The organism is uncultured Maribacter sp., from assembly GCF_947496775.1.
Lineage (GTDB): Bacteria > Bacteroidota > Bacteroidia > Flavobacteriales > Flavobacteriaceae > Maribacter_B.
In genome coordinates this window covers 269,477-286,815 of sequence record NZ_CANMDU010000004.1, presented here as the reverse complement: position 1 = coordinate 286,815, position 17,339 = coordinate 269,477, and the positions used below count along the sequence as shown (strand labels likewise).

Genomic DNA, 17,339 nt, shown 5'->3' with positions numbered 1-17,339 from the left:
AAAAAATCCAGCGAAGCTAGCTTCGCTGGATTAATTTAATTATTTAATAAATTGTCAACCTATTTTAGGACGACTCAAACTTTGTTTAAAACCCCTGTTTTCAGGGAACACTTTTTACTGCTTTCGGCCTGTTTTTTATTGTTATTACCACCTATTTTTGGTACCATAAATAAAAGAGAAGTAAAAACACAATTTATAGTTAAAAGTAGTGTTAAATAGTAAAGTATTAACCAACCTATTTATGAATAGAAAAGCGCTAGTTTATTTTAGTTTGTTTCTATGTATTTCTTTATGCACAAGTTGCTTCGAAATATTAGAAGAGATAAAACTAAATAAAGATGGAAGTGGTACTATTATGGTAACACTAAATATGAGCAAGAGCAAAACCAAATTAGCATCTCTAATGCTTTTAGATAGTATTAATGGATATAAAATTCCTTCTGAAGACGAAATAGATGAATCTTTTAAAGATGTTTTATATCATTTAGAAAAAACACCAGGAATATCTAACATCAAAAAAACAAAAGATTTTGAGAATTATGTTTTTACCATTTCTTGTGATTTTAAAAATGTAGATAACGTAAATGGTATTTTTAAAGACCTAATTAAGAAGCAGAACAAAAACAATTACACCAATTTTACTACAACCAATTTATCATACAATACGTCTACTAATGTTTTTAGAAGGCATTTTACCTATGATGATGCTATAAAGAAATCTTTTAATAATTTAAAAACAGAAGACCGTAAAGTATTTGATGATGCTAGTTATACATGCATTTATAGGTTCGAAAATAAGGTAAAAAATGTATCTAATACAAATGCTAAGGTTGCCCCTAATAAAGGAGCAGTCTTTTTAAAAATTGATGCATTATCTCTTATTCTTGGAGAGAAGAACGTTGAAAATAAAATAGAATTAACCCAATAATATCTTTAAATGAAAAAGTTTTTAATAGCAGTTTCTGCTTTTTGTATCACTGTCTCGCTAACTGCGCAGGACTTAATATCTAAAATACCATCTACGGCTTCTGCTGTAGTTTCTATAAAAGGAAAAAATGTTTTGGAGTTAATGAGTTTAGAGGAGTTTTCTAACTCAAAGTTTGGTTCTTTTTTAGAGAAAGAATTAATGGATGAAAGCAAGGGGAAACTAGAAACTCTGGAAGATTTAGGTTTAGATTATAATAATACATTTCATTATTTTTTTGAAATAAATGATGGTGTTTACACCAACTGTTTTCTTATTCCTTTAAAGGATGGAAAAGCTTTTACTGGTTTGTTAAGAAATAGTGAGATAAAAAAAACCATAACAGAAGGTAATCTATCTTACATTCAAAATTATAGAGGAGATGAGGTTACTATGTGGAATAAAGATGTTTTAATGTTTGTTGTTTCATCTGACCATAAAGTAAAAGAAGAATCTTATAGTTATTACAATGATTACCAATCAGAAGTTGCAGTAGAAGCTGTTGTAGAGGGAGCTGTAGATGCAACGGAAGATGATTATTATACTAGTGATGCTTATAAAAAAGAACAAGAAGAGAGAGAAAAAAAGCGTTTAGAAAGAGAAGAAAAACGCTTGGCAAGAACTAAAGAGTTTTCTCAAGAAGTTTTAGATAAAGCAAAGAAAATAATAGGGGGTACTTATGCTAATAAAAGCATACTAACCAATAAAAGCTATCTTAAAAGTTTAGGTAAAGGAAAAGAAGAAGCTAGCGTTTGGGTAAACGATTTTGCTACAATATATGAGCAAGCAATACCTAGTTATAGGTTAGGGAACTCTTTTAATCCATATAATTTTATGAATATAGACAAATTATATGGTGGTTTAACTTTAATGGCAAAGTTAGATTTTAATAAAGATGAAGCGGTTATAAAAACAGAATATACCATGAATAATGAAATGGCGGAGCTTTATAAACCTATGTATAATGGGAAGATTAATAAAAGTTTTGTCAAATATATTAATGAAGATAATATGTTAGGGTATATGTCTTTAAACCTTAGTACAGAAGGGGTTCTTAAGGCATACCCAAATTTAGCCTCCAGTTTGTTTGATACTGGTTCTGGAGAAACAATAAGTGAGTCGGTAGCTTTAGGAGCTAAAGTTTTTTCTATGTTAATAGATGAAGAAGAAACTGCAAAAATATTTAGAGGGGATATGTTTTTAGCACTTACAAACCTAACAGAAAAGCAAGTAACCTATACAGACTATGAGTATGATGAAGATTTTAATTACAAAGAAGTAGAAAAAACTAAAACCGAAACTATTCCAGATTTTATGTTCATGTTTACATCAGAAGAGCAAGAAATATTTAATAGACTGGTAAGAATAGGTCTTAAAGAAAAGCAATTAGAAGCCAATAATGGGGTGTATCAATTAATAGACTTACCCAAATCTACTCCGTTTAACATGTACGTTATGTATAAGGACAAAACAGTATTTCTTGGAAGCTCTTTAAAAGATATGAGTGCAATACAAAGCGGAAGATTTGTTTCTAAACTTTCTGGTGCGCATAAAAAGAACATTATCAAAAATGCATTGAGCATGTACGTAAATGGAAAAAAGATTATTTCTGAAATTCCAGTGGAATCTTTTCCAAGAGGATTACGTAAAAAAGTAGATTTCTTAACCTCTAATACAGAAGATATAAAGTTTAATTTTCAGAAAATAAAAGGAAACGCTATGAAAGGAGAACTTATATGGGAAATACCATCAGAAGGGCATAAGAACAGTTTTGTTTATTTCATCAATATGATAGACGCTATGATGGATAAATAAATATGAAAAAAACGCTCAAAACATTTTTATTACTTAGTATAACTTCATTAATTGGTTATTGGGGTTATACTTGGTATTGTAATACAGCCTCTTTAGTTGGCGTTATTCATAAAGATGCTGATAGTGTTATTAAAATATCTGTTCACGATATAAAAAAAACAGTACTACTAGATGCAATTACTTCTCCAAGGTACTATTATAATAACGTTTCTTTTAAGAAAAAGGAAACTCGAAAAGATACTATAGATAAAAAAGGAGTAGACTTTTTACCTTATAACCTTGTATTATTTACGGTTCCAAATATAAAGGACACCTATTTCTCTGTACTGCATATTAAAGACGCTAACGCATTTAAAAATCAATTAGAGCATTATATTGGTTCTAATGGATCAAAGTTACAGACCAATGTGAAGAACAATACTCACTGGTTAGAAAATAAAAAACAACATTGGGTTTGTGCATGGAACACGGAAAAACTAATTGTTTCATTTGGGTTAGAGAATTCATATGAAAAAAGCAAAGAGATATTTTTAGATGTTTTAAAGGAGGACAAAGTAATACAGTCTAAAGAGAATAATTGGATTATTTCTTTATCCGAAGCTAAAGGGCATATAACATATTTTACTCAAAAAAGTAAAGTGGAACTCCAATTTAAAGATGGAGAAACTACTCTAGAAGGAATTATTCAAGCGGATGACCAGGTTTACCCTGAGAAAGTTACATATACAAAGATTCCGGAAGCATCAGTGGACTTTTATTGGGATGCTAATTTTAAGAACAAAGACAATACAAAGCAATTTATAAAGTCTTGGCGAAATAGTTCTTTTCTAAGAAAAATGAATATAGACTTGCCACAAGTAACAGAGCTGACTAACGGTTTTTTTTATTTGGGTATAGATGGTATAACGAAGCAAACGGATACTATTGTAACATACACTTATGATGATAATTTTAATAAGATAGAGCAAAAGGCAAGGAAAGAAAAGGAAGTACCTAATATGATTTTAAACTTAGGGAAAAACAAAAAAGGACTAAAAGACTATTTGCTGAAACAAAATCTAATTACTAAAAATCAAGTTTTTATTGGTATTCCTTTATATCAATTTTATATAGATGAAAACAGTGAACATACTACTTTTAAAACAGGAACGCTAAACAGTTCTTTGGAAGAAGTTACTAGCACAAATTTTATGAGCCTATCTGTAAATTTTGAAAAAGCAAAAGAAGATTTGCAAATTGCGCAGTTGCGCCCCTATTTTAATCTACTAAAAAAGTTGCAACTATCCGCAAGGCAATCTACTAAAAAACAAGTTGTACTAGAAGGAAACATCCAAGGGAAAAAGGAAGATATTAATTTTCTTTCCCAGTTGTTTTTTGGTCTTAAAGAAGACTAACATACGGACTGCATAGTCTAATTTAAAAAGCAATGGATATACTTTCTAAAAAAAATCATTTCTAGACGTAATAAAATGTATTTCAACGATACCTATAAATGTTTTTATTGGCAAGCGGAAAAATAAAATAGACTAGCAAGTTGGTTTTGCAAAACCGGCTAATTTTTTATTTCTAAATACAGTTTAACCAATTGTAGTTACTTTAGTAGTATGAATCTTAGTTATTGGGAATATAAAACATGGTTGTCTAACATAGACTTTACTATAGTTGGTAGCGGAATTGTGGGTTTAAATTGCGCTATGTCTTTAAGAATAAAATATCCTAAGGCGCGAATCTTAGTTTTAGAAAAGGGAATATTACCACAAGGGGCAAGCACTAAAAATGCAGGCTTCGCTTGTTTTGGAAGTCTCTCAGAAATACTATCCGATTTAAAAATAAATACTCCAGAAGAAGTTGTAGATCTGGTTCAAAAAAGGTTAGATGGTATTCAGGCTTTAAGAGAAAACCTAGGAGATACAAACATAGGGTATCAACAACTAGGAGGACATGAGCTATTTTTAGAAAAAGACATGGAGTTATATGATATTTCTATGTCCAAAATAGAAGAGATAAATGAAGTACTATTTCCAGTTTTTAAGGATAACGCTTTTTCGGTAAGTAGGAACATTTTTAATTTTTTAAATATTAATGAAAAGTATATAACCCACAAATTTGAGGGTCAGATAAACACTGGAAGTATGATGCAATTTTTATTGAGCAAAGTATTGCAATCTAATATTACTATCTTAAACGGAATTACTGTAGAACAATTTGCAGAAAATAGGGAGCATGTAGAGGTAAAAACGAATAGATTTCATTTTAAAACAAAACAGCTTTTTATTGCTACCAATGGTTTTTCGGCAAGTTTAGTAAAAGAAAAAGTAAGACCTGCGAGAGCTCAAGTATTAATTACCCGACCTATAAAAAATTTGCATATTAAGGGCAATTTTCATTTGGAAGAGGGTTTTTATTATTTCAGAAATATAGAAGACAGAATCTTACTTGGGGGTGGTAGAAATTTAGATTTTAAAGGAGAAGAAACTACAGATTTTGGAAGTACGGCTATAATTCAAGAAAAATTAGAAACCCTTTTAAGAGAAACAGTTTTGCCCAGAAATTCTTTTGAAATTGATCAAAGATGGAGTGGTATTATGGGTGTTGGCTCGGTTAAAAAACCTATAATAAAAGCGGTGTCTAGCAGAGTATATTGTGGGGTAAGATTGGGAGGCATGGGAGTGGCTATTGGTAGCTTTGTAGGGAAAGAGCTAGCCTCAATGTATTCAAAATCTTAAGGCTAGTATTTAAATTAATTACTATATTGATAGTGCCTAAATTAACTTGCTTAATATCTTTTCTTTTGGTTAAACTAAAGTATAATGCTTTAGAAAAACTCGTAATTGTAAATAGGAATGAAAAAAGGAATAAAACGTTTTGGTTTAAAGGTTGTATTCCTGTTTATTACAATCTTTCTAGTAGCGGCATGCTCCTCTTCTAAAAATAAGTATAGAAGAGCGTATGCTAAAGTTTGGAAAGAATTAATTCAATCCCAAGCATGGAAAGAATCGCTCGCAGCAGATAAAAGCGAGGAAGCCCCAAGTAATTTATATACCAGTACAGAAGAAACACTTATCTTAAAAGAACCTGGCACGTTTAAATCTATTGAAAGTGCGTGGTTTATAGATAGATATGCTTCTCTGGTTTCTAGAGCTTATTTTAAAATTATTGCAGAAGCAGAAAATGCGGATACAAGGTTACAACAGGATTATGAGTATTGGACAGCCAAGAGTGAAGCCACTAAAACGAAAGATAAGGAGTTAAAAAAGAAACTAGAGATTGTAAATAAAAAATACGAGGCGCATAAAAATATGCTCTTAGGATTAAAATCATGGAATATTTTTAGTGAAGATAGGTCTGGTGATTTAGACTATTTTAAAGCAGAAAATGAAGAGGCAATTTATAAAATGTATTTGCAGGGCTTAGAGGAAAAAAAGATGATAAATTATCTGGTTTTTCAGTTAGCAGATTTATATCATTTTGAAGATTAATCGCAAAGCCAGAATGTGGTTTATTAGTTTATAAGAGAATTACAATATTATTTATGCCTACAATAAGTTTAAAAGAAGATGCATTTCAATTTTGTAAAGATTATATTAAAAATCGTTTTAATAGAATTCAGAATCAAATCCAAGAAATACAAACAGCCTTAACTACAGAAACCAAAAGTAGTGCTGGTGATAAACATGAAACCGGTAGAGCAATGTTGCAACTAGAAAGGGAAAAACTGGGCCAACAATTGGCAGAGGTAGAAAAAGTATCGCAAGTATTAAGTAAAATTAATATCTCTGGAAAGCAAAAATATATAGGACCTGGAACTTTGGTGAAAACAAATGGATTTCATTATTTTATTTGTATATCGGCAGGAGAATATGTTCATAACGAGGCAAGAGTCTATTGTGTATCGGCAGCGACACCAATTGCAAGGATATTAATAGGAAAAGAGACAGGAGATGTTGTTTTTTTTAATGGTAAAGAAATTAAAGTAAAAGAGGTTTTTTAATTATTAGCCAAAAGTATAGTGGGCCATATATATAGCTGTAGATATAGGATATGAATTTTTTACTTATTCCAGACAAATTCAAGGGGTCGCTCACTGCAAATGAAGTAATTAATGCTGTTTCTAAGGGAATAAAAAAAGTAGATGGTACATCCACTATTTACAGTATACTAGCTTCAGATGGCGGAGATGGGTTTTTAGATGCCATTTCTAATAGTATTTCAACTCATGAAGTAGAAATTGAAACCTTAGATCCTATGGGTAGATTAATAGCAGCAACATATTTATTGAACGAAAATAATGATACCGCATATATTGAATTAGCAAAAGCTTCTGGTTTAGAACTTTTAAAAGAAGAAGAACGCAATGTAATGCAAATGTCTACATATGGTACAGGCCTGCAGATAAAAGATGCTGTTTCTAGAGGAATAAAGACAATTTATATAGGTTTAGGCGGTAGCGCAACCAATGATGGTGGTATTGGTATAGCAAATGCTTTGGGATATGTTTTCACAAATAAAGCAGAGGAAGAATTAAAACCTATAGGGGCTAATCTGGGCGCTATATCAAAAATTAAAAAGAGAAAATTTTTAAAGACATTCGCAAGTGTAAAATTTTACGCTGTAAATGATGTAGATAACCCGCTTTTTGGAACAAAAGGAGCTGCTTATGTTTATGGAAAACAGAAAGGGGCGAATGAAGAAGAATTACAAATCTTAGAGAACGGATTGATACACTTAAATCAGTTGGTAGGAGAGCAATTACGGAAGAATTTTGCTTTTATACCAGGAGCTGGTGCAGCTGGAGGAACAGCATATGGATTAAAAACTTTTTTAGATGCCGAATATTTAAGTGGAGTTAACTTTTTATTGCAATTGGCAGAAGTTCCTAAAATAATAGAGACAAAAAATATAGATTATATTATTACCGGAGAAGGTAAAATAGATAGCCAAACCATCCATGGGAAATTAGTAAATGGTGTAGTAAATATGGCTAAGAGATTTAATATTCCTGTAGTTGCTATTTGTGGTAAATTAGATGTTAATGAAAAAGAATTGCAAAAACTGGGAGTTGAAACAGTACTGCAAACGTATAATCCCGAAAAAGGGGTACAGTATAGTATGGATAATGCCGCTTCCGTAATTGTAGAGTTAATAGCGGGTCACTTTAAAGAATCTCGTTAATCTAAATTTGGTTTTCTTCTATTCATTTTTTTTAAAGCTGCTCTTTTTTTAGATTTTAAGCGTTTCTCAATAGCAGACTTCTTTGGTTTTGTTTTACGCCTTACTTTAGGAACTTTTAAGGCATTTTCGAGAAGAAGAAAAAAACGTTTTACAACTAGTTCTTTATTTTTATGTTGACTTCTACTTTCATCACACTGTAAAATAAGAATATTTTCTTTATTTAATCTATTGGCTAGGAAACGCAGAATACGTTCTCTTTCAATATTTCTTAACGCTTTAGAATCGGTAACATTAAAACTCAATTCTACTTTAGAAGAAACTTTATTTACATGCTGTCCGCCGGCACCACTACTTCGTATTGCTTTGAATGTTAGTTCAGAAACGAGTTGCGTTTTGTTCATAACGTAATTACACTAATCGTTGGTTTATAGTTTCAATAGAGACATTTAAAAATACTTTTTTACCAGTTTCTACTGCTATGTTATGGTAGAAAAATATTTTTTCTTCTTCATAAATACCCTCTACTAAATATTGTCCTCCTTGGTAATACGATGTACTTACTTCTACTTCTAAGCCAGATTTATTGGATACTTTAAATTCACTTGCATAAACAATAATTTTTCTTTTAGTGTCTGCATACGACTTTACAATATGTATGGGAATTTTATTCGCTTCTCCAAAAAGAGAAGCTACATATAAGTTATTTGGGTGCTCATATAATTTTTTTGGTGTGTTTTGTGCTAGTATTTTAGTGTCTTTTAAGACAATAACTTGGTCTGCATAGGGTAATATATCATTTGGGTCATGAGTTGCAGTTAATACAGTTATTTTTTCCTTTTTTAAGTAATTAAAAAGATTTCTTCGGAGTCCATTTTTTCTAAAATTGTCAATATGGCTAAAAGGTTCATCTAATAGTAATAATTCTGGTTGTTGTGCCAGTACCCTAGCAAGGGCAACACGTTGTTGTTGTCCGCCACTTAAAAGTTTTACTTTGGTTTCTGCAAAGGAGGTCATTTCAATAGTATCTAAAAGCTCATAAGTTCGTTTTTTTAGTTCTTCTGGGTAGAAGACAGATAAATATTGACTAACATTTTCGAATACCGTTGTATGCGGCATTAAATCAAAATTCTGAGAAAGGTACTTTACATATTCCCCACCTGGAAGTAGATTATAAAGTGGACCTAGAATAGGAGTATCTTTCCAAAATATTTCCCCTTTGTTTAAATCGTAAATACCATAAATAAGCTTTAGTAATGTACTTTTACCACAACCGCTTTCTCCAATTAGAGATATATGTTCTCCTTTAGTAATAGTAAAGGAAACATCTTCTAATATAGGATTTGTACCGTAAGAGAAACTAATATTAGTTACAGCAAGCATATTGTCGAAATTTTGTTTTCTTATTTTATAAAGCTATTTGGTAATTTGGAGTATCCCATATTAAATAATGTAAATCCAAAAATATCTGCGTATTGTGTAATGGTTTTACTTACGGGAGTTCCTGCGCCATGACCAGCGTTAGTTTCTATTCTAATTAAGGTTGGGTTATCGCCAGTTTGTTTAGCTTGTAATTCAGCTGCAAATTTAAAGCTATGTGCAGGAACAACTCGGTCGTCGTGGTCTCCAGTAGTTACCAAAGTTGCTGGATATGAAACACCGTCTTTTACATTATGTAAAGGGGAATATCCTTTTAAATAGGTAAACATTTCTTTACTCTCTTCCGATGTACCATAATCATATGCCCAACCTGCACCGGCTGTAAACGTATGGTAGCGTAGCATATCTAAAACTCCAACCGCGGGTAAGGCTACTTTCATTAAATCGGGTCTTTGTGTCATAGTAGCGCCAACAAGAAGCCCTCCATTACTACCACCACGAATTGCTAAATAATTGGAAGAAGTATATTTGTTTTTTATTAAATATTCTGCAGCGGCAATAAAATCGTCAAAAACGTTTTGCTTTTGCATTTTGGTTCCGGCATCATGCCATTTTTTACCATATTCTCCACCGCCACGTAAATTGGGAACAGCATATATTCCACCTTGTTCCATCCAAACGGCATTGGTAATACTAAAAGAAGGCGTTAAGCTTACATTAAATCCGCCATAACCATACAGAATAGTGGGGTTAGTACCATCTAGAACAAGTCCTTTTTTATGGGTAATTAACATAGGTATTTTAGTACCGTCTTTAGAAGTATAAAATACTTGATTGGATTCGTATTCGTCCGAATCAAAATCTATCTCCGGTTTCCAATATAGGCTATATTCTCCATTTTTTACATTGTATTTATAAGAAGAGCTAGGGGTTTTATAATTAGAGAAAGAAAAGTAAAAATGTGTATCGTCTTTTTTACCACCAAAACCACTGGCACTACCTAAACCAGGGAGTTTAACCTCTCTGATAAGATTTCCGTTATAATCGTACTGAAAAACTTTAGAAATAGCATCTACCATATATTCCGCAAAAAAGTACCCGCCACCTTTACTCGGAGAAAGAACATTTTCTGTTTCGGGAATAAAATCTTTCCAATTTTCTGGCGTAGGATGCGATGCATCTACTGTAACAATTTTTTTATTTGGAGCATTTAAATTAGTAACAATAAATAATTTGGAACCTATATTCTCTAACACATAGCTATCTGTATCGGTTTGGTCAAGAATAGTGGTTAGTACGGCATTAGATGTACGTAAATCCTTAATGAATAATTTGTTTCCTGAGGTAGAAGTTGCAGCTGAAATCACCAAATAGTTATTATCCTTGGTTACAGTAGCACCTACATACCTGTTTTTTTCGGTATCTATTCCGCCATAGACTAAGACATCAGTATTTTGCGGAGTTCCAAGTTTATGATAATAGACTTTATGTTGGTCCGTTTTTGCCGAGAGTTCACTGCCTTCTGGTTTATCATAGCTAGAATAATAAAAACCTTCATTTCCTTTCCAAGAAATACCACTGAATTTAATATCTACTAGAGTATCTCCTAGTATTTTTTTTGTTTCCGTATCTATTACTATCGCTTTTCTCCAGTCACTTCCGCCTTCGGAAATTAAGTAAGCGGCTATAGAGCCGTCTTTTGTAAAACTTAAACCAGCTAAGGAAGTGGTGCCATCTTCGGAAAAAGCATTTGGGTCTAAGAAGATTTCTTCTGAACCATCTTCTTTTTTTCTATAAAGTACGTATTGGTTTTGTAACCCATCATTTTTGTAGTAGTAGGTATAGGAACCCTCCGTAAAAGGAGCGCTTAACTTTTCGTAATTCCATAATTTTTCTAACCGCTCTTTTATCTGCGATTTAAAAGGAATAGTATTTAGGTAAGAAGCAGTTACTTTATTTTGTTCTTTTACCCAAGCTTCGGTTTCGGAACTTCTGTCGTCTTCTAACCAGCGGTATGGGTCTTTTATAGATGTTTCAAAATACGTATCTGTATGATTAGACTTTTTTGTTATAGGGTATTTCACAGTAATGGGTTTTGTTTGCGCCATGCATATGGTGCTTAATAAGGAAAGAAGAATGAAAGATTTCATTTTTTTAAATTAGTCTGTCCTAAATTAATACAAAAAAACCTTTGACACCATTATGGGTCAAAGGTTTTTTATAGGAGGATTAAAATTTCGGTGTTTACTCGATAATCGAGATTTTCCTTTTGGAATACCTTGTCGACTTGCTCCGAATTTGTTCAAATAATACGTTTACACTAATTTATTTTCTAATACGTATTCCGCTATTTGTACGGCATTTGTTGCAGCACCTTTTCTAAGGTTATCGGCAACAATCCACATATTTAAGCTGTTTGGTTGTGTCTCATCTCTACGGATTCTTCCAACAAAAACATCGTCTTTATCATGCGCGTATATTGGCATAGGATAAGTGTTTGTTTCTGGGTTATCTTGTACAGTTACACCAGGAGTATCGTTTAATAATCTTCGAACTTCATTCAGTTCAAAATCGTTTTCAAACTCAACATTAACAGATTCAGAGTGTCCACCTGCCGTAGGTATACGTACCGCAGTAGCACTAATAGAAAAAGCCCTGTCATTTAATATTTTTTGAGGCTCTCTGGCTAGCTTCATTTCTTCTTTGGTATATCCGTTTTCCAAGAAAACATCGCAATGTGGTAATGCGTTTCTGCCAATAGGATAAGGATACGCCATTTCTCCTTCCACACCAGCAATCTCATTTTCTAACTGTTGTACGGCTTTAACACCGGTACCAGAAACAGATTGGTATGTAGATACTACCACACGTTTCATAGTATATTTATTGTGTAACGGAGATAATGCCATTACTAACTGAATTGTTGAGCAGTTTGGATTGGCAATAATTTTATCTTCTGCAGTTAATTCGTTGGCATTAATTTCCGGAACTACTAATTTTTTAGTTGGATCCATACGCCAAGCAGAAGAATTGTCTATTACTGTTGTACCAGCTTCTGCAAATTTTGGTGCCCATTCTAAAGAAGTATCACCTCCAGCAGAAAAAATAGCGATGTCTGGTTTGGCAGTAACTGCATCTGCTAAACCAATTATGGTATAATCTTCTCCTTTATAGGCTAATTTTTTACCTACGGATCGTTCTGATGCGACTAATAATAATTCTGTAATAGGAAAATTACGCTCTGCTAACACTTTTAGCATTACCTCTCCTACCATTCCTGTAGCTCCTACAACTGCTATTTTCACTTTGAAAGTATTTAAAGATTAAAGTGCAAAGTTAGTCATTAGTTAAGGTTGTACAAGTATTAAAAGAAAGAATAATTAAAATTTAACAAAATGTTTTATTTATAACAAATGATAATTAAAACTAAAAAACCCCTACGATTAAGCAGAGGTTTTAATTTTTTATAGAATCTTAAAAAAGCAAGTAGTTGAATTACTTTTTTAAAGAATCACGAATCTCAGTAAGCAATTCTTCTGCAGTAGGTCCTGCTGGAGCTGCTTCTGGCTCTGGCGCTTTTGTTTTGTTGTATGCTTTTACAATTAAGAACATAATAAAACCAACAACAATTAAATTAATAATAGTGTTAATCCATGAACCCCACATAATAGCATTTTCAGGAGTAGTAACTACACCAGCCGCATCAACTACAGCTTCATCTAGAACAATTTTTTTGTCTGCAAAATCAACACCTCCAGCGAAATGGCCAACAAATGGCATTACGATGTTGCTTACAAATCCTTTAATTACTCCGCCTAGAGCGGTTGCCATAATAACTGCTACTGCAAAATCAATCACGTTTCCGGTCATGATGAAATCCTTAAATTCTTTTAACATAATATATAGTGTTTAATTGGTTACATAGTTTAAGACGCAATTTAATAAAAAAAGTCACATTTAAAATTCAAGAGAAGTAATTTAAGGTTTTATTTCTCTTTTAACACGAGAAGATATACTTGTTAAAAGTTCATAAGAAATAGTATTTGCTGTATTCGCAAATTCTTCTGCAGACGAATCTAATCCAAAAATAAGTACTTCATCTCCTTCATTGCAATCAATTTTTGTGACATCAATCATTATCATATCCATACAAACATTTCCTATAATGGGTGCTTTTTTTCCATTTACTAGAACAAAGGATCTTCCTTGTCCATATTGTCTGCCTATTCCATCTGCATGACCAATAGGAAGAGTAGCCGTAATAGTTTCGTTAGTGGCGATAAAAGCTCTATTATAACCCAGGCTTTCTCCTTTTTGTAGTGTATGCTTTTGCGAGATAATAGTTTTTAAAGTAGCTACTGGTTTTAATTTTTTATCTATAGCAGGACTGTTGGAGTAACCATATAATCCTATACCGCTTCGGACCATATTAAATTGAGCCTCAGGATAGTTTAAAATCCCTGAAGTATTTAAAAGATGGTACATTGGTTGGTAATCAATTTCAGAGTCTACTTTAGTTTTAATACTTAAAAATGCCTTAATCTGTTTATTAGTAAATTCTTCATCTTCTAAATCATCAGAGGCAGCTAAATGAGAAAAAACACTTTTAATTTTTAAAGAACTGCAAGCATTTATTTTTGCAAGCAATACGGAAATAACAGAATCTGAAAAACCTAACCGATTTAATCCGGTATTAAACTTTATATGAATAGGATACTCTTGTATCTTTTTTTCTTTTAAAACTTTTTGAAATTCCGTAAGTATACTAATAGAGTATAAACTTGGCTCTAAATGGTTATCAATTATAGTTTTAAAATTGGATGCTTGCGGGTGTAGTACAAGAATAGGTGTGGTAATACCAGCATTACGTAATTCTACCCCTTCTTTAGTATATGCTACAGCTAAATAATCTATACCTAAACCCGATAATTTTTTGGCAATTTTACAAGCATCACTGCCATATGCAAAAGCTTTTACAACACCTAAAAATTTAGTTTTCGGATTTAATTTTGCTTTTAAAAAGTGATAATTGTGTTCTAAAGCTGCTAAACTAATCTCTAAAACGGTCTCTTTGGTTTTAGTCATTAGAATTACTTTTACTCCCTTTAACCTCTTGCGATTTTACAGGAAATTCTTTTACTTTTTCTTTTAATTGCGCTTTGTAAAAAGAACCTCTACTCAAAGGTTCATAAGCTTCTACTTCGCCTAGAAGAACTAAATCATCACTATTTGCTTTTCTAAAGCTGTAATTGGCTAAATTACCAGATCTAGTACAGATTGCATGTACTTTAGTCACATACTCGGCTGTTGCCATTAAATTAGGCATAGGCCCAAAGGGTTTTCCTTTAAAGTCCATATCTAAACCGGCTACAATTACTCTAATGCCTTTATTGGCAAGATCATTACAAACCTGTACAATTTCATCATCAAAAAACTGAGCTTCATCAATTCCAATAACATCACATTGTTCCGCAAGAACTCTAATTTTTGCAGCGGATGATACTGGTGTAGAATGAATTGCGTTGGAGTCATGAGAGACTACTTTCCGATCATCATATCGAGTATCTACGATAGGTTTAAAAATCTCAACATTTAATTTTGCGAATTGAGCCCGCTTTAATCTACGGATTAATTCTTCTGTTTTGCCAGAGAACATAGATCCTGCAATGACCTCTATCCAGCCAAATTGTTCTTTATGATTAACAGTATTTTCAAGAAACATTTTGTAATTTTAGACGAAAATAAGGTGTTTTTCGTTCTTATTTAACGATGATATAAATTTAAAAAAAAAGAAGCACCTTTTCCGAAAGGATAAAAATAATGCCATGAAAAAGAAATTAAAAAGCGAGTTGGTTAAACTGGCGACGCAAATTATTACCGCAGAAGATGTTACTGAGATTGCTGAGCTTTATGAGGTTAGTAAAGATTTGTACGAAAAATTGGCAGTATTAAAATTTATAGACGACAAATTAAATGATGTAGAAGTTAGCACAACTAAGAACGCAATTGCTACGAAATTTGAATCCATGGCAAATGCTGTTTTAAAGGAAAATACTTCTGTACCAGAAAGTAATCCGCATGAAGAGGATATAATTACACCAGGGATGGATACAATAAAAGATATGGTTTTAGAAATGCCCGATACAGAAAAAGTAGATGCTGTCTTATCGGAGTTTATGGCAAAACCAGACTATGCAAAAAATGATAAGGAGCTTTTTATGGCTAAAGGAGATGAGGTGGTTGCAAAAGAAGCAAAATCTGTTAATGACCGAATAAACGGGAAAGAAATTAAAGTGGATTTAAATAATAGATTAGCCTTTGTAAAGAATCTTTTTAATGGCAGTACCGAAGATTATAATCGAGTTTTGTCTCAGTTAAACACCATAGATTCCGAAGAACAATCTATTTCTTTTATTGTAAACATGGTAAAACCAGATTATAATAATTGGGAGGGAAAAGAAGATTTAGAAGCTCGCTTTATGCAGTTGATTGAACGTAAGTTTGCCTAATGTATAAAAATAGTTAGAATATAATACCTTGCTTTTGCAGGGTATTGTTGTTTTAAGACTATTTGAACGACTAAAGTTCCAACCAATTAAACTAATACGTATGAAAACGCAAAAAATCGCATATTGGATTGCAACGGGGCTATTAACAGTGCTAATGCTTTTTTCAGCTTCTATGTATTTTTTTCAACATGAAATGATAGAGGGAGCATTTACATCTTTTGGTTATCCCACGTACATTATTTACCCCTTAGCTGTAGCAAAATTATTAGGATTAGTTGTAATACTTTCTAATAAAGGTGGTGTTCTAAAAGAATGGGCATATGCTGGATTCTTTTTTGATTTCGTACTCGCTTTTTTTGCACATTATATGATTAGCGATGGTCAGCAAACCTTAGCTTTTATTGGCTTAGTGGTTTTATTAGCATCCTATTTTCTTGGAAAGAAAGTAAGGCCGTAAATTTGCAGTATGGGAAAACTCTATTTAGTGCCAACACCAATAGGTAATTTAGAAGATATTACATTACGTGCTATACGTGTACTAAAGGAGGCAGACCTTATTTTGGCAGAAGATACTAGAACAAGTGGTAAGCTTTTAAAACATTTGGAAATAGGTACACCAATGCAAAGTCACCATATGCATAATGAGCATAAAATGGTAGATACGTTAGTACATAAAATAAAAGGAGGAACAACAGTAGCTTTAATCTCCGATGCAGGAACACCAGCAATATCTGATCCAGGGTTTTTATTAACTAGAGCTTGTGTTGCAGAGAATATTGAAGTAGATTGTTTACCTGGCGCTACAGCTTTTGTGCCTGCTTTAGTTAATAGCGGACTGCCTAATGATAAGTTTGTTTTCGAAGGGTTTTTACCTGTGAAGAAAGGTAGGCAAACAAGATTAAAATTATTAGCAGAAGAAACCAGAACCATTATTTTTTATGAATCACCACATAAATTAATAAAGACTTTGGGGCATTTTGTAGAATATTTTGATGCAGAAAGATCTGTTTCTGTTTCAAGAGAACTTACCAAAATGTATGAAGAAACTATAAGGGGAACTGCGGAAGAAGTTTTAAAACATTTTACAGAAAAGCCTCCAAAAGGAGAAATAGTCATAATAGTAGGCGGGAAAAAATAAAAGACTTAAGAGTATGAAAATAGAAGAGTTTAAAGTAAAACTAAATAACACCATGGCAGAAATTGAATTTGCCGATACTATGGCCGTTATAGAAGAAAATTATAATTTTACACCAACGGCTTTTACCAACGGAAAATTAAAAAATAAGGCTGGCGAAAATTCAGGTTCCTGTAAATTATTTGCCTTTGCAACATTACAAGGTTTTACGGTGAATGAAACATTGCGTTGTTTTGGGAAATTTTATTCGGAGGAGGTTCTTTTTAATTTAGACGGTGACAATCATCAGAATATTAGAAATTTTATGTTAACAGGTTTCGATGGTATTTTATTTGATGGAGAAGCCTTAAAAACAAAATAAGATATA

The 17,339-nt window shown here is 32.3% G+C and carries 18 protein-coding genes; 11 read left to right on the top strand and 7 right to left on the bottom strand.

What is annotated here, in order from left to right:
* Positions 1-241: 241 nt before the first annotated feature.
* From Q0856_RS09375 to Q0856_RS09345, 7 genes are all read left to right on the top strand, one after another.
* The gene (locus Q0856_RS09375; RefSeq protein ID WP_298504380.1) at positions 242-928 is read left to right on the top strand and encodes a hypothetical protein; all 687 of its coding nucleotides are present in this window, start codon (positions 242-244) and stop codon (positions 926-928) included.
* 9 nt (positions 929-937) lie between these two features.
* Positions 938-2,779 (top strand): hypothetical protein, encoded by a 1,842-nt coding sequence (locus Q0856_RS09370; protein ID WP_298504377.1) that lies wholly within the window; start codon positions 938-940, stop codon positions 2,777-2,779.
* Between the two features lie 2 nt (positions 2,780-2,781).
* Positions 2,782-4,173, top strand: coding sequence for a hypothetical protein (locus Q0856_RS09365; RefSeq protein WP_298504374.1), 1,392 nt, complete (start codon positions 2,782-2,784; stop codon positions 4,171-4,173).
* Between the two features lie 210 nt (positions 4,174-4,383).
* Positions 4,384-5,505 carry an FAD-dependent oxidoreductase gene (locus tag Q0856_RS09360; RefSeq protein ID WP_298504370.1) on the top strand — a complete coding sequence of 374 codons (1,122 nt, stop codon included), beginning with the start codon at positions 4,384-4,386 and terminating at the stop codon, positions 5,503-5,505.
* A 117-nt stretch (positions 5,506-5,622) separates the two neighbouring features.
* The gene (locus Q0856_RS09355) at positions 5,623-6,258 is read left to right on the top strand and encodes a hypothetical protein (RefSeq protein ID WP_298478461.1); all 636 of its coding nucleotides are present in this window, start codon (positions 5,623-5,625) and stop codon (positions 6,256-6,258) included.
* 53 nt (positions 6,259-6,311) lie between these two features.
* Entirely contained in the window at positions 6,312-6,770 is a 459-nt protein-coding gene (locus tag Q0856_RS09350; RefSeq protein WP_298478463.1) for a 3-oxoacyl-ACP synthase, read from the top strand.
* A gap of 50 nt (positions 6,771-6,820) precedes the next feature.
* A complete protein-coding gene (locus Q0856_RS09345; RefSeq protein ID WP_298504367.1) occupies positions 6,821-7,951 on the top strand; it encodes a glycerate kinase in 1,131 nt (376 codons plus the stop codon).
* Here the strand turns inward: Q0856_RS09345 and arfB are convergent.
* From arfB to Q0856_RS09310, 7 genes are all read right to left on the bottom strand, one after another.
* Positions 7,948-8,352 carry an alternative ribosome rescue aminoacyl-tRNA hydrolase ArfB gene (gene arfB, locus Q0856_RS09340; protein ID WP_298504365.1) on the bottom strand — a complete coding sequence of 135 codons (405 nt, stop codon included), beginning with the start codon at positions 8,350-8,352 and terminating at the stop codon, positions 7,948-7,950. The two genes, Q0856_RS09345 and arfB, sit on opposite strands and share 4 nt — an antisense overlap.
* 7 nt (positions 8,353-8,359) lie before the next feature.
* A complete protein-coding gene (locus Q0856_RS09335; RefSeq protein WP_298504362.1) occupies positions 8,360-9,331 on the bottom strand; it encodes an ABC transporter ATP-binding protein in 972 nt (323 codons plus the stop codon).
* A gap of 20 nt (positions 9,332-9,351) precedes the next feature.
* Positions 9,352-11,478 carry a prolyl oligopeptidase family serine peptidase gene (locus tag Q0856_RS09330; RefSeq protein ID WP_298504360.1) on the bottom strand — a complete coding sequence of 709 codons (2,127 nt, stop codon included), beginning with the start codon at positions 11,476-11,478 and terminating at the stop codon, positions 9,352-9,354.
* A gap of 165 nt (positions 11,479-11,643) precedes the next feature.
* Entirely contained in the window at positions 11,644-12,633 is a 990-nt protein-coding gene (locus Q0856_RS09325; protein ID WP_298504358.1) for an aspartate-semialdehyde dehydrogenase, read from the bottom strand.
* Between the two features lie 190 nt (positions 12,634-12,823).
* Positions 12,824-13,225, bottom strand: coding sequence for a large conductance mechanosensitive channel protein MscL (mscL, locus tag Q0856_RS09320; protein ID WP_298478478.1), 402 nt, complete (start codon positions 13,223-13,225; stop codon positions 12,824-12,826).
* Positions 13,226-13,306: 81 nt separating this feature from the next.
* The gene (gene alr, locus Q0856_RS09315; protein WP_298504356.1) at positions 13,307-14,413 is read right to left on the bottom strand and encodes an alanine racemase; all 1,107 of its coding nucleotides are present in this window, start codon (positions 14,411-14,413) and stop codon (positions 13,307-13,309) included.
* Positions 14,406-15,050 carry a thymidine kinase gene (locus Q0856_RS09310; protein WP_298478484.1) on the bottom strand — a complete coding sequence of 215 codons (645 nt, stop codon included), beginning with the start codon at positions 15,048-15,050 and terminating at the stop codon, positions 14,406-14,408. Before Q0856_RS09310 ends, alr begins: the two co-directional genes overlap by 8 nt.
* A gap of 103 nt (positions 15,051-15,153) precedes the next feature.
* Between Q0856_RS09310 and Q0856_RS09305 the strand changes: the two genes are divergently transcribed.
* The 4 genes from Q0856_RS09305 to Q0856_RS09290 all read left to right on the top strand — a co-directional run bounded on the left by Q0856_RS09305 (position 15,154) and on the right by Q0856_RS09290 (position 17,333).
* Complete coding sequence (locus Q0856_RS09305; RefSeq protein WP_298504354.1) at positions 15,154-15,837, top strand: hypothetical protein; 684 nt, start codon at positions 15,154-15,156, stop codon at positions 15,835-15,837.
* Between the two features lie 100 nt (positions 15,838-15,937).
* Positions 15,938-16,294: a DoxX family protein gene (locus Q0856_RS09300; RefSeq protein WP_298478490.1), complete on the top strand. Its 357-nt coding sequence runs from the start codon at positions 15,938-15,940 to the stop codon at positions 16,292-16,294.
* Positions 16,295-16,303: 9 nt separating this feature from the next.
* Positions 16,304-16,975 carry a 16S rRNA (cytidine(1402)-2'-O)-methyltransferase gene (gene rsmI, locus Q0856_RS09295; protein WP_298504350.1) on the top strand — a complete coding sequence of 224 codons (672 nt, stop codon included), beginning with the start codon at positions 16,304-16,306 and terminating at the stop codon, positions 16,973-16,975.
* Between the two features lie 13 nt (positions 16,976-16,988).
* Positions 16,989-17,333 (top strand): HopJ type III effector protein, encoded by a 345-nt coding sequence (locus Q0856_RS09290; protein ID WP_298478495.1) that lies wholly within the window; start codon positions 16,989-16,991, stop codon positions 17,331-17,333.
* Positions 17,334-17,339 lie beyond the last annotated feature (6 nt).